This is a genomic window from Ramlibacter rhizophilus (genome assembly GCF_004681965.1).
Classification (GTDB): domain Bacteria; phylum Pseudomonadota; class Gammaproteobacteria; order Burkholderiales; family Burkholderiaceae_C; genus Ramlibacter; species Ramlibacter rhizophilus.
Genome location: NZ_SMLL01000003.1, coordinates 149,690 through 162,816, shown reverse-complemented (window position 1 = coordinate 162,816; position 13,127 = coordinate 149,690). Strand labels below are relative to the sequence as shown.

Below are 13,127 nucleotides of genomic sequence, written 5' to 3'. Positions count from 1 at the left end.
ACGGGCCATGGTGCTGGACTTGTTCAGGCGTTTCGACGCGGCGCTGCGCGATTGCGCCAACGCGTCGGCGCGCACCATGCTGGTGGCCTCCAGCGTGGGCGCGGCCATCTTCATCTTCTATGGCGTGCTGTGGCTCTACGTGACGCCAGTGGAACACGAGAGCCTGGCGCTTCGCAGCGTGGCCGTGCTCCTGTGCCTGTCGGTGAGCTTCAGCGCGTACTGGCCGCGGCGGCTCAAGCCCGTCCTGCCCTGGGTGTGGTTCGCCGCCGTGCTCTATGCGCTGCCGTTCTACGCCACCTACCAGCTCCTCGGGAGCGACTACTCGGTGCTGCGCTCGATGCTGGTGGTCTCGATGGCCTTCTTCGTCATCGTCATCTTTCCGCACTACGTGCTGGCGCTGGTGAACATCGCGCTGGGCGTCGCGCTGGGGGTGCTGGCGGGCTACCTCACCATCCCGAACTTCACGTCGCTGCATCACGAGATCGTCAAGTCGGTCCACCTCCAGGCCATGGTGTACAGCGTGACGGCGGGCCTGCTCTTCACGCGCAGCAACCTCAAGGGCATCCTCGCGCGCCAGCGGATCGACACGCTCAAGGACCTGGCCGGCTCCATCGCGCACGAGCTGCGCAATCCGCTGGGGCAGCTGCGCCACCAGCTGGAGCGCATCAACCGCAACCTGCCACGGCCGGTGCTGGACGGGCAGGACGTGATCATGACGGCGCAGGAGCTGGACACGGTCTACAAGGAGCTGGCGCAGGGCCGCGCGGCGATCGAGCGCGGCCTGCAGATGATCGCGATGACGCTGGACGAGATCCACGCCAAGCCGCTGGACACCTCCGACCTGCGCTACCTGTCCGCCGAGAGCGCCACCCGCAAGGCCGTGGAGGAGTTCGCCTACGAGAGCGCCTCCGACCGCGCCCGCGTGACGCTGCGGGTGGAACAGGACTTCGTCTTCCGCGGGGACGAGACGCGCTACATCTTCGTGCTGTTCAACCTGCTGAAGAACGCCATCCACTACTTCAAGGACTTCCCGCAGTCGCGCGTCACCATCGTCGTGGGCCCGGACAGCGTGGTCGTGGAGGACACCGGCCCGGGCATGAAGCCGGAGGTGCTGGCGCGCGTCTTCGAGTCCTTCCACACCGCCGGCAAGACCGGGGGCACCGGCCTGGGCCTGTCCTTCTGCAAACGCACCATGGTGGCCTTCGGCGGTGACATCGCCTGTACGTCGCAGGCGATGCGCTTCACGCGTTTCACCCTGCGCTTCGCGTCCGCGTCCGCGGCGCAGCTCGAAGGCCACCGTGCCCAGCGCCTGGAGCAGGCCCGCGCCCTCTTCGCGGGCAAGCGCCTGATGGTGGTGGACGACTCCCCCGTGCTGCGCCTGTCCACGCGCGGCATGCTGGAGCCGCTAGCCCTGCAGGTCGTGGAAGCCGAGGATGGCGAGCAGGCGCTGGCCCTGCTCGCGCGCGAGCGCTTCGACGCCATGGTGCTGGACCTGTCCATGCCGGTCCTGGACGGCTATGCCACCGCGGAGCGCATCCGCGCCGGCCAGGTGCCGGGGCTCGCGCGGCTGCCCATCGTGGTCTACACCGCCGAAGCCGCCCACATCGCGCGCGCCAAGCTGGATCGCGTGGGCGTCGAAGCCCTGGTCGGCAAGCCCTGCTCACAGCTGGAACTGGTGGAGTCCCTCTGCCGCGCCTGGGAGCACGCGCAGCGAAGCGCCGAGGCGGACGCCGCCGCGGTCTCGCTGGCGGGCCGCACCGTGCTGCTGGTGGACGACGAGGACTTCAACCGGCGCTACCTGCGCGCCCTGCTGGAGGCCCGGCGGATCCGCGTGCTGGAGGCGACGGACGGCGCGGCCGCCCTCAAGCTGCTGGAACGCGAAGCCGCGGACGCGGTCATCACCGACATCCACATGCCCGTGCTCGACGGCATCCGGCTCGCGCGCGCCGTGCGCGAGTCTTCGCGCATCGACCCCAAGCCGGTGCTGATCGCCCTGAGTGGCCGGGACGACGAATTGGCCATCGCCAAGGCACGCGCCGCCGGCATCAGCGACTTCATCGCCAAACCGGCCGAGCCGGACCAGCTGTTCGCCACCCTGGCGAAGCACCTGGTGTCGCTGCCGCCGCAGGGCCCGGCACCGGCCGCGCCGGAACCCGCCGGCAAGGACACGGCGCAGGAGGACCTTCTCAACCTCGAACACCTGGAGACGCTGCGCAGCGTGGGCATCCTGGGCAAGGCCCTGCCGATGGCTTTGCAGTCGACCCGTTCCCTGCTGGACCAACTGCAGGCGCCCGTGGCGAGCCGCGACGCGGTGCTGGCCAAGGAGCTGCTGCATTCCCTGGTCGGCGTCAGCGGCAACATGGGCGCCCACAGCCTGCACCAGCAGACCCGGGCGATGTACGCGCAACTCGTGCAGGACGGGCAGTGGCCCGCCGAGGACTGGCACGAGGCCCTGGTGCAGCTGCACGCGCGCACGGCGCGGGCGCTGCGGGAAGGCTACCTGGAAGCGGCCTGAGCCGAACAGGCCGCGGGCATCGCGCGGGGCGCGGGCGCCCCGGCGAGCGCCATGTAGCCGCCCTTGTAGAAAACCAGCGCCTCCTCGGTGCAGCCGGGCTCCAGGTGCACGACTTCGCCGATGAAGATGACATGGTCCCCCGCCTCGTGCCGGGCGCGCACCTGGCACTCGAAGCGGGCAAGGCAATCGTCGATCAGCGGCGTGCCCCACTGCCCCGGTCGCCAGCCGATCTCGTTGAACTGGTCGCGCCGCACCCGCGAGGCGAACAGGCTCGACAAGCCGTCCTGCGCCTGCGACAGCACGTTGACCGCGAAGGCGTCCGCGGCGAGGAAGGTGTCCAGCAGGCCGCTGGCACGTCGGAGGCTGAAGAGGACCAGCGGCGGCTCCAGCGAGACGGCGCTGAAGGAGTTGCAGGTCAGGCCCACGGGCAGGCCGTGGGCGTTGCAGGTCGTGACGATGGCCACGCCGGTCGGAAAGCACCCCAGCAGGCGCCGCAGGAGCATGGGCTCCACCGGGGGATGCGGGTCGGACGGGTTCATCGCGGGATGCTCCTTCCTGCTGGCCGCTTCGGCCGTCAACGGATCGAGAACGGGCCGCCGGACTGCCGCAGCACGCTGAAGCGCCCGTCGCCCTCGTAGCGCAGCTCGATGCTGGCCGCCTGCGCGGCTGCGAGGGAGCCGACCGGCCCCAGCGAGGTCCGGTTGCCCCGCGAGGTGTAGAGCAGACCGCCGCTGCCGTTCGGGCCGGCGTCGCCGACCAGCATGTTGTTGCCGTCGAAGGACATGGCCACGGTGCTGTACCAGCGGTTCTCGCCGTACCAGTGCCAGATGTCGCCGCCCCCGTCGGGACTGACGAAGGTGTAGCCCGTGTAGCCCTTCGGGTCGTCGCGGGGCTCCAGCGCCATCACGACCCGGCCGTCGCCCGAGACCGCGACGTCCGCCCAGTTGCTGTAGCTGAAGCGCATCTGCCAGGTCGCGCCGCCGTCCGCGCTGATCCAGGGATAGGCGCCGTTGTCGATGGCGGCCATGCGCATGCCGTCGTGGCTCGCGGCCACGAAGGACCAGTTGCCCGTGGGCGCTGGCGAGCCGGTGGTCGTCCGGCGCGTCCAGGTCTGCCCGGCGTCCTCGGACACATAGACCCCCTGGCGCGCCGGATCGCCGTCGTAGAGCGAGGCCACGGCGACCAGGCGGTCGCCGGTCGCGGACCCGGCGACGCGGCGCCAGTCGGTATTGGCCGTGCCGGGCACCGCGGTGAAGCTGGCGCCGCCGTCGTTGGACAGATGGATGGAGCCGCCCGTCTCCATGGCGACGATGCGCTGGCCGTCGGCGGAGATGAAGACGCCGCCCCAGTAGCGGTTCGAGCCCGTGCGCACGGTCCAGCTCGCGCCGCCATCCGCGGAGGTGTACAGGCGCCCGGTGCGATCGGCGGCCACCAGATGGCCTCCATCCGGCGACATCGCCAGGGCCCCCCAGTTCGTGGCCGGGGCGTTGCTACGCACCCAGCTCGTCCCGCCGTCGCGCGAGACGTAGATGCCGCCGTTGCGCACCGCGGCTGCCAGGACATTGCCACTGGCCGAACTGGCGCTGGCCACCCAGTCCTGCTGCGCGAGCGCGGGGTCCACGGTGATCGGCGTCCACTGCGTGCCGGGCACGACATTGCCCGGCAGCCCGGTCGTGACCACGAGCTGCTGGTCCTGCTGCGAGATGCGCCAGGGCACCGCGCCGGTGCCGGAGACGGCGACGGTATCGCCGACGCGCAACTCCGAGTTGGCCGGCAGGCGCAGCTCGTACACACCGCTCGCGGTCGCCTGCGCCGTGTACGCGCCATTGGGCTGCGCCTGGACGACGCCCGCGGGTGCAGGTGCAGGTGCAGGTGCAGGTGCAGGTGCCGGTGCAGGCGCAGGCGCCGGTGCGGGTGCGGGTGCGGGTGCGGGCGCAGGCGCAGGTGCGGGCGCAGGCGCAGGTGCGGGCGCGGGCGCCGGCACCGATGCACCTCCGCTGCCGATGGGCGCTGTCGGCGCGGCAGCCTGCGGGTCGCCGCCGCCGCCCCCGCCACCACACCCCGCCGCCAGCAGGGACAGCGCACAGACGACAGCGGTCCGATGGAAGCGACTCACTCCCGAAACGTGCATGTTGTTCATTCGATCTCCGTCAAAACCGGAACGAATGCTCGGGTCTGCTGCTGTGCCTGAGGGTCATCCATACAGGCTGTTCGCTGTCGGAGTGGATAGCTGAGGCTCGTAGGCACCTGACCTAGCTCTTTCGAGCCCCTCAGCCGAGCGCCGCCACCGTCTTGGCCATCCCCGCGTCCCAGTCCGCTGCCATCGAGTGCAGCAGTTCGTCCGCGCCCAGGGGCTTGCCGGTCGCGACCGCGCGGGCGCCCTTGAGGATCAGGGCCTTGTTCGCCTGCGCGATCGCGTCGAAGTGCCCGGCCGCTTCCGCCAGGCCGCTTCGGCCCAGGCCCTGGTGCCAACGCAGGTGCGCGGCCAGCAGCTCGAAGGCCGATCCGGCCTGGCGGATCGAAGCGAAGGCCCATTGGTGGTAGTGCGCCAGTCCGGCGGCGCGGATCTGCGGCAGGTCGGCCTCGATGCGCCGGGCGAATCGCAGGAAGGGATTGCCGTCCGGACGCCAGCCGACGTGCTCACGCAGCAGGTCCCAGGCCGGCGCGGCGAGCGACTCGGGGGCGCGGCGGCGCAGGCGGTCGATGCGAACGGTTTCGGCGAAGAAAGGCATGAAGCCCGGATCGGGCGGCAGCCCGATGCGAAAGAGGCCGCGGAAGTCCTCGTCCTGCAGCTCGAAATAGCCGCCGTTGTGGAAGTAGCCGAGGCGTTGCGCGGGCCGGTCCAGGCGCACGATCAGGATGGTGGTCTTGGTGTGCTGCCGGCGGTAGTCGGTGCCGGCCGTGTCGGGAAGCCACCAGGCGTCCGACTCCGTGCTCACCAGCCGCCCCGCGGACAGGCACTCCTCGACGTGCTCCAGCAGCGGTCGCCACACCGTGAGCTCCTGCACGTCGATGCCGTACAGCAGGCGCAGGTCGGACGGCGGCGGCTTGAAGAAGGTCCACTGGTCCCCCTCGAAATCCACCGCGGCGGTGAAGCCGAGCATGGCCCGCGGCTCCAGGCCGAGCGCATGCAGCAGGCCGATCCAGAGGTCGGCGTAGCAGTTCTTCTCCGGCCAGGCGACGCCGTCCGCCTGGAGCGCATGGCGCCGGAAGTCCGGTGCGCCGAGCGAAGCGAATCCGGGCAGGCCGCTCAGGCCCTCATCGCGTCCAGCGGCATCGTGGTTCAGGGCCACAGGAGCTCCCGCACCTGCGCAGGCCAGTCGGCCGGATCGAAGCCGTGCGTCTTGATCAGGGCCAGCGTCACGCGCTCCAGGCCGAAGCCCAGGCAGGCGGTGTGGGCGAGCGCGCCGTCACGCTGGCGGATGCCGAAGGTCGAAGTGAAGTGCTCCTGGTGCCAGTTGAACGAGCAGATCGCGGTGGGCTTCTCACGCGAGATGACGGGACACAGGATCTCGAACTTCAGCCGCTGGTCCACCTGGCTGGCGGCCATCATGCGGCCGGCGCGGCCGAAGAAGGGGTCGGAGGCCAGGTCGCTCTGCACCGGCAGCTTGAGGCGGCGCAGCAGGTCGAGGCCGCGCTCCAGCCAGGCGTCGCGCCAGGCCTGCACCTCCTGCGGGCTACCCACCCGGATGTACTCGCGCATGCGGAAGTGCTGGAGCCGCGTGGGTTCGTCGGACGGCTCGTGGCGGAAGACCCAGTTCATGACGGTGACGAGCCGGCCGCTGTCGGGCAGCAGGCCGCTGAAGGTCGGGTACACCGGGTAGCAGGCCGCCGGCGTGAGCATCACGTCGGTCGGTGCGAGCAGGTCCTCCCAGCGCTGCCCCGCCTGCACGCGCTCGGACAGCTGGCGCGCCTGGCGGTCGTCGCCCATGAAGCTGTGGATCGAGCCGGCCAGCTGCGGGAAGTTGTCGAGGTAGCCCAGCTCCTCGATCATGCGCCGTGCCACGATGGGCGGGAAGGTGAGCTCCTGGGCGTTGTCCGGCGCGGCCTCGCGGACCACCAGCGCGTCGAAGCGGCGCAGGATGTCCTCGAATACCGGGCCGCGCCCGTAGGCGCCCTTGATCCCGGTGGGCACGATGAGGCCATAGGCCACGAGCTCGTCGTGGAATCCTTCGATGTCGTAGGTGCGGGTGTCCATGTCAGGCAGCGTCCTTGTAGACCAGCAGCATCGATGCGTTCTTGGCGGCGATGCGTTCGTTGGAAATCATGAGAGAGCCCGAGAGGGCATCTCGGTAGTGGCGACCCAGGCTGAACGGACTGTCGTTCTTGTAGCCCAGGATGCCGACCACCTGCAGCGCGCCATGCACGATCTGCGGCGCCGCTTCCGAGCAGGCGATCTTCAGGTTGTTCAGGCGCAGCGCCCAGCCCATGCCCATGAGCTCGTCGCGCTCGCCGGCCAGGGCGTCGAAGTCGCGCGCGGCCGACACCCAGTTCTGCTTCATCGCCTGCAGGCGCACCTGCAGCTGGGCGAGCGCCTGCGCGGTGGGCGGCACGGTGCCGGGCTTCTGCCGGGCCTGTCCGCGCACGAACTGCGCGGCGCGGGCCACCGCACCGGCGGCGATGCCCCACCACAGCGCGGCCCACAGGATGTGCGAGTAGGGCACCATGCTCTGGGCCGAGCTGTCGGCGAAGGCACCCGGCAGGATCTGCCGCACGTGGCCGCTGGACGCGAGCTTGAAGCCGGGGCTGCAGGTGCCGCGCATGCCCAGGGTGTCCCAGCTCGTCGTCTGCTGCAGCGTGCAGTCTTCCCGGCGCACCATCACGAGCACCTGCTCGCTCGCCGGTGCGTCGGCATCGCGCCGGCAGGTCACGAGGATGGCGTCGGCGTGGGCGCAGTACGAACCCGTGGTGGCGTCCTTCTCCAGGGTGAAGCGGTCCCCGTCGCGCTGCACGGCGCAGATGCTGGAGCGGGTGTCGCCGAAGGTGCCGTTCTCCGAGGTCATGGACGCGAGCAGGTCCTGGCGCTGGACCGTCTCGCGCAGCCAAGCACTGAACCAGGGGCTGTCCGCCCCATGGCGCGTGATGCAGGCCAGCTGGCTGTAGTGCATGGCGAGCACCATCGCGCTGGACGCGCATTCCTGCGCCAGGATGGCGCAGAACTCGGCCAGCTCGCGCAGGCCGCAACCTGGGCCGCCGTGCTCCGGCGCCACCGCGGCCGAGAGGACGCGGGCGTCGCGCAGGGCCGCCACCGTCTCGGCGGGAAACCTGGCCTTCGCATCCACGTCGGCGGCATGGCGCGCCGCCGTCTGCGTCGCGATGGCTCGCACGGCCGCGAGCAGCCCGGCACTGGCCGGAACTTCTGGACTCTTCATGGTCTGCCTCTCCCTTTCCGATGCCGCGCACCGGTCTCGATGGCGGCCACAATAGCAGCGCTTGGACGGGCTCAACAGGCTTGCACGCATGACCTTCGACATTTCGAAACTCACCGATCCGTTGGCGGGAATATCGCCTGCTGAGGCACGGCGTCTTGTCCGACTCGGGCTGGACCTCGTGCACATTCCACGCATCCAGGAGTCGCTCGAGCGCCACGGCGCCGCGTTCGAGCGCAAGCTCTTCAGTGCCGCCGAAATCGCCTATGCGAACGCCTCGCCCGCCCACCGTGCCGCGCGCTTCGCCGCCCGGTTCGCGGCCAAGGAAGCGGTGATCAAGGCCGTGGGCCTGGCCGAGCACGGCGTGAGCTGGCGCGAGATCGAGGTCGTGCGGGACGAGAACGGGCACTGCCGGCTGCGCCTGGAAGGCCGAACGCTCGCGCTCGCCCGCGAGCGCGGCACCAGCGAGCTCCTGCTCAGTCTGACTCACGATGGGGATTACGCTGCTGCTGTGGTTGCGGCCCTGTCCGACAAGCTCGGCGGAAGTGGCTGAACAGAATGGCCCGCCATGACGACCACCACCAGCACCGAAACCACCATCCGACGCATCCTGCGTGAGCACGGCCGACTGGCCGTGGATGCGGAGCAACTCGGCCCGGACGCGGACCTGTACGAAGCGGGCATGACCTCGCACGCCAGCGTGAACGTGATGCTGGCGCTCGAAGGCGAGTTCGACGTGGAGTTCCCCGACCACATGCTCCAGCGCAACGTGTTCCGCAGCGTCCGATCGATCGAGCGGGCCCTGGGCGAGCTGGACGCGCAGTAACCCACCCCGCTGCCGCTCCCATGCGCGCCGAATGGCACTGCTGCCCGACCGACACGGGCGCGCCGGCGCCTTCGGCGGGTGCGGGTGACTGGATGCCGATGGAAGGGGGTGCCCAGACCGCGGCGGCCGCTTTGCGTGCCCGCGGCGAGTGGTCGCTGGACGGACCGGCGCGCGACTTCGATGGCCAGGACTGGTGGTTCCGTGCGCGTTTTGCCTCGCCGGGCGGTGAGGCCCACGTCCTCGGCTGCGAGGGTCTCGCCACCCTCGCCGAGGTGTCGCTGAACGGGCAGGCCCTGTTCACCAGCGACAACATGTTCCTCGCCCACCGGCACCCCCTGTCCGCGCCACTGCTTGCCGAGGACAACGAACTCCTGATCCACTGCCGCGCGCTGCGCCCCGAGCTTGGCAAGCGCCGGCCGCGGCCGCGCTGGCGGGCGCCCATGGTGCCGGACGCGCAGCTGCGCTGGTTGCGCACCACGCTGCTGGGTCGCACGCCGGGGTGGTCGCCACCGGTGGCCCCCGTGGGTCCCTGGCGCGAGGTGTGGTGCCGGCCCCTGCACGAGGCGGCCTGGTCCTTCGACCTGCGCGCGCGCATCGACGATGGCCATGGCGTGTGCGAACTCGGCTTCGAGGCGCCCGAGGGCTGGTCGTCCGCGATGGAGTCGGCGCAGCTCGTGCTCATCGCGCCCGACGGTGCGACGCACACCGCGCCCGTGGTCCGGCAAGGCCAAGGCTTCTCGGCCCGGCTGGAGCTCGCGCAGCCCCGGCGCTGGTGGCCGCACACGCATGGCGAGCCGGTGCTGTACGAGGCGGTGCTGCAGACACAGGCCCGCGGCGGCGGCGTGGAGCGGCTCGCCGTGGGGAAGCTGGGCTTCCGCGAGGTCACCGTGGACATCGAGGGCGGGCGGTTCGCGCTGCGCATCAACGGCGAGCCCGTCTTCTGCCGCGGCGCGGGCTGGTTCCCGCTGGACGTGGTGAGCCTGCGTTCGCAGCCGCAGGCCTGCCACGAGGCGCTGCTGCGCGCGCGGGATGCGGGGCTGAACCTGCTGCGTCTGCCCGGCACCGGCGTGTACGAGGACGCGGACTTCTACGCCCGCTGCGATGAACTCGGTCTCATGGTCTGGCAGGAGTTCATGTTCGCCAGCATGGACTATCCCTTCGACGACCCGGCCTTCGCGGCCAGCTGCACCGCCGAGGCGCGCCAGCAGCTCGCACGCCTGGCCGGCCATGCCTGCCTGGTCGTGCTGTGCGGCAACAGCGAAGTGGAACAGCAGGCGGCCATGTGGGGCGCGCCGCGCGCGCACTGGCAGCCGCGCTTCTTCCACGAACACTTGCCCGCCCTGTGCGCCGAGCTCGCACCGGGGCTGCCCTACTGGCCCTCCAGCGCGCACGGCGGCGCCTTCCCCCACCAGGCGGACCAAGGCACCACCTCGTACTACGGCGTGGGCGCCTACGAGCGGCCGCTGGCCGATGCGCAGGCGAGCCGCCTGAGTTTCGCCACCGAGTGCCTGGCCTTCGCCGGCGTCCCAAACGACCAGGCGCTGGCGCGCATGCCCGGGGGCCTCGCCACCCGCGTGCACCACCCGCAGTGGAAAGCCCGCTCGCCACGCGACCTCAACGCAGGCTGGGACTTCGACGACGTGCGCGACCACTACGTCGCCACCCTGTGCGGCGTGGAGCCGGCGCGGCTGCGCCACGCCGACCATGGGCGCTACCTGGCGCTCGGCCGCCTGGCCGTGGCGCATGCGATGGCCCACAGCTTCGGCGAATGGCGCCGCCCGGACAGCCGCTGCGGCGGCGCGCTGCTGCTGCAGTTGCGCGACTTCTGGGCCGGCGCCGGCTGGGGCGTGCTCGACGAGCTCGGGCGCGCCAAGTCGGGCTGGCACGCGCTGCGCCGCATGCTCCAGCCGCTGGCCCTGCACCTGAGCGACGAAGGCGCCAACGGGGCCTTCGTCCACCTGGTCAACGAACGCGCCGAGGCCTTCGACGGCGAGCTCACCGTGTCGGCCTGGCAGGGCGCCGAAGTGCCCGTGGTCCACGCGCAGCAGCCGCTGCACCTGCCGGCGCGGTCGAGCCGGAGCCTGCCGGTGGCGCAGCTGCTGGACCACGTCATGGACCTGACCCACTTCTGGCGCTTCGGCCCCCCCGCCTGCGACGTGCTGCACGCACGCCTGGCCGGGCGATGGACGGCCCCGGGTGCCGACGCAGCCGTCGAGGCCGCGACCGAAGCCTTCCTGTTTCCGCTCGGGCTCGCGCCCCTGCTGGCGCAGCGCCGCGACCTCGGCCTGCGCGCCAGCCTCACCACGATCACCGATGGCCACGCCATGCTGCACCTGCAAACACGCTGCCTCGCACTCGACCTGCACGCCGACATCCCCGGCTGGGAAGCCGACGACGACCACCTGCACCTCGCGCCCGGCGCCGAGCGCCACGTGAAGCTGCAGCGGCGGCGGGCCGGAGCACCCCTGGCCGGCAGCGTTGGCGCGCTCAATGCGCATTCACCGGTGTTCGTGGAGGCCCGGGCATGAACATGGCGACTCCCCTGCGATTGGCCCAGGGCAGCGACTGGTGCTTCGGCTGGTGGCATGCCCCGGAGGGCCCCGCGCGCGCACTGAGCGTCGTGCTGTGTCCGCCCATCGGCTACGAAGCCGTCTTCAGCTATCCGACCCAGGTGCAGCTCGCGCGTCACCTCGCCGGCCTCGGCCTGCCGGTGCTGCGCTTCGACTACCACGGCACCGGTGATTCGGCGGGCGAGGACACGCAGCCTGGCCGGGTCGATGCGTGGATCGACAGCGTGCAGCGGGCCGTGGCCGAAGCGCGGCGACGCAGCGGCCACGGTGCCGTCGCCCTCCTGGGCATCCGCCTGGGCGCGGCGCTGGCCGTGGAGGCGGCTGCACGCCTCGGCGGCGTCGACAGCCTGCTGCTGTGGGCGCCCTGCCCCACCGGCCGGTCGTTCCTGCGCGAGATGCGGGCCGCGGGTGAGGTGGGAGAGGACGGCTCGCTGCACGCCTTCGGCCATCACTTCAGCCAGGAGACGGTGCGTGACCTGGACGCCCTCGATGCGCGCAAGCCCGCCTGCCGCCCCGCGCAGCGCGCGCTCGTGGTGATGCGCGACGACATGGCGGTGGCCGGCCCCCTGCCCGGCGCACTGCGCGCGGCAGGCGTCGATGTCCACGAGGCCACGCTGGAAGGCTATGCGGCGATGGTGTCCGGCGAGCCCGGGGGCGGGGTGCTGCAGGCCTCCGCGCTCGATGAACTGGCCGGGTGGCTGCTCGCTTCCCCCGCGGCGCTCCCGGCGCCGTCGATGCCGGCAGGCTCCCCGCCGTGCCAGGCCGTTGCCCGGATCGATGCCGTCCTGGAGCGCACCGTCTTCGTCGGTCCGCAGCAGCAGCTCGTGGGCGTGCTCGCCGAACCCGCCGTGCCCGACGAACAGCGGCGACGCACCGGCGTGATCCTGCTGAACATCGGGGCCAACTACCGCATCGGCCCGCACCGGTTCTACGTCAAGACCGCACGCGCCCTCGCCGCCGCGGGGTGGCGCACGCTGCGCCTGGACCTCGCGGGCATCGGCGACAGCCCACCGCAGCCCGGAAAGCCCTGGGCCAGCCTGTACGACCGCGACGCCACCCAGGACGTTCGCCACGCCATGGACGCCCTGGCCGCGCAAGGCTGCCGGGACTTCGTGCTGATGGGCGCGTGCTCCGGCTCATACGTCGCCTTCCAGACGGCGCAGGCCGATCCGCGCGTGGGCGGGCTGGTGCTCATGAACTCGCGCCTGCTCGAATGGCAACCCGGCCAGCCCGGCGACCGCTGGCAGGACTCCATGCAGCGCCATGCGAAGTCCACCGACTACTACCTCAAGGCCGCCTTCACGCGGGAGCCCTGGCAGCGCCTGCTGCGCGGGCAGATCAACGTCCGCCTGATCGCCAGCCGCTTCGCCGACGTCGCGCGGGCGAGGCTGGAACGCCTGGTCGCAGGCCCGGCCAAGGACACCCTGCTCGGGCGCATGCAGGCCCTGTGCCGCCGCGGCTGCGACGTGCTGATGCTGGTGTCCGATGCGGACGACGGGCGCGACTACGTCGAGTTCCACTTCGGCGCCGCCGGCCGGCGCATGCGCGAACAGCGGAACTTCGAGATGCGCTATGTCGCCTCGGCGGACCACACCTTCTCGCGCCCGGGCAACCAGGCGCAGGTGGTGCCGATGCTGCTGGCGCGGATGGAGCAGCGCATGCAATCGCCCCCGGGCCGCGCTCGCAAGGGGTCACCGCCCGCCGCCGAGGCCCGCGCCGCGCCTACCTGAGCCGCAGGGCGGCGCGGTAGCCAAAGGTAACGCTCGCTCCCTCCCCCTCTGGGGGAGGGCTGGGGTGGGGGCCGCGCGCCGGCCAAGCTTCTTCTCACGTGGCCCCCATCCCAGCCT

General features: G+C 71.5%; 10 protein-coding genes. 5 read left to right on the top strand and 5 right to left on the bottom strand.

The features are described 5' to 3' along the window. The first annotated feature begins 7 nt into the window (after nucleotides 1–7). The gene (locus EZ242_RS07220; protein ID WP_135284470.1) at nucleotides 8–2,515 is read left to right on the top strand and encodes a response regulator; all 2,508 of its coding nucleotides are present in this window, start codon (nucleotides 8–10) and stop codon (nucleotides 2,513–2,515) included. Here EZ242_RS07220 and EZ242_RS07215 read toward each other — a convergent pair. The 5 genes from EZ242_RS07215 to EZ242_RS07190 form a co-directional block, all read right to left on the bottom strand. After that, a complete protein-coding gene (locus EZ242_RS07215) occupies nucleotides 2,497–3,054 on the bottom strand; it encodes a flavin reductase family protein (RefSeq protein ID WP_135284469.1) in 558 nt (185 codons plus the stop codon). The genes EZ242_RS07220 and EZ242_RS07215 overlap by 19 nt on opposite strands. Before the next feature lie 35 nt (nucleotides 3,055–3,089). After that, nucleotides 3,090–4,655, bottom strand: a complete 1,566-nt coding sequence (locus EZ242_RS22360; RefSeq protein ID WP_167784672.1) for a WD40/YVTN/BNR-like repeat-containing protein — start codon at nucleotides 4,653–4,655, stop codon at nucleotides 3,090–3,092. A gap of 130 nt (nucleotides 4,656–4,785) precedes the next feature. Then, nucleotides 4,786–5,808 carry a DUF1839 family protein gene (locus EZ242_RS07200; protein WP_167784685.1) on the bottom strand — a complete coding sequence of 341 codons (1,023 nt, stop codon included), beginning with the start codon at nucleotides 5,806–5,808 and terminating at the stop codon, nucleotides 4,786–4,788. After that, nucleotides 5,799–6,713, bottom strand: a complete 915-nt coding sequence (locus EZ242_RS07195; protein WP_135284466.1) for an amino acid--[acyl-carrier-protein] ligase — start codon at nucleotides 6,711–6,713, stop codon at nucleotides 5,799–5,801. Before EZ242_RS07195 ends, EZ242_RS07200 begins: the two co-directional genes overlap by 10 nt. A gap of 1 nt (nucleotide 6,714) precedes the next feature. Next, nucleotides 6,715–7,887 (bottom strand): acyl-CoA dehydrogenase family protein, encoded by a 1,173-nt coding sequence (locus tag EZ242_RS07190; protein WP_135284465.1) that lies wholly within the window; start codon nucleotides 7,885–7,887, stop codon nucleotides 6,715–6,717. 88 nt (nucleotides 7,888–7,975) lie between these two features. On the opposite strand from EZ242_RS07190, the gene acpS reads away from it, so the two are divergent. The 4 genes from acpS to EZ242_RS07175 are packed head-to-tail and all read left to right on the top strand — an operon-like array spanning nucleotide 7,976 to nucleotide 13,010. Continuing rightward, a complete protein-coding gene (gene acpS, locus EZ242_RS07185) occupies nucleotides 7,976–8,437 on the top strand; it encodes a holo-ACP synthase (protein WP_135284464.1) in 462 nt (153 codons plus the stop codon). A gap of 15 nt (nucleotides 8,438–8,452) precedes the next feature. Continuing rightward, complete coding sequence (locus EZ242_RS07180) at nucleotides 8,453–8,710, top strand: acyl carrier protein (protein ID WP_135284463.1); 258 nt, start codon at nucleotides 8,453–8,455, stop codon at nucleotides 8,708–8,710. Nucleotides 8,711–8,730: 20 nt separating this feature from the next. Beyond that, nucleotides 8,731–11,238 carry a glycosyl hydrolase 2 galactose-binding domain-containing protein gene (locus EZ242_RS21970; protein ID WP_167784684.1) on the top strand — a complete coding sequence of 836 codons (2,508 nt, stop codon included), beginning with the start codon at nucleotides 8,731–8,733 and terminating at the stop codon, nucleotides 11,236–11,238. Further along, nucleotides 11,235–13,010 carry an alpha/beta fold hydrolase gene (locus EZ242_RS07175; protein ID WP_167784683.1) on the top strand — a complete coding sequence of 592 codons (1,776 nt, stop codon included), beginning with the start codon at nucleotides 11,235–11,237 and terminating at the stop codon, nucleotides 13,008–13,010. Before EZ242_RS21970 ends, EZ242_RS07175 begins: the two co-directional genes overlap by 4 nt. Nucleotides 13,011–13,127 lie beyond the last annotated feature (117 nt).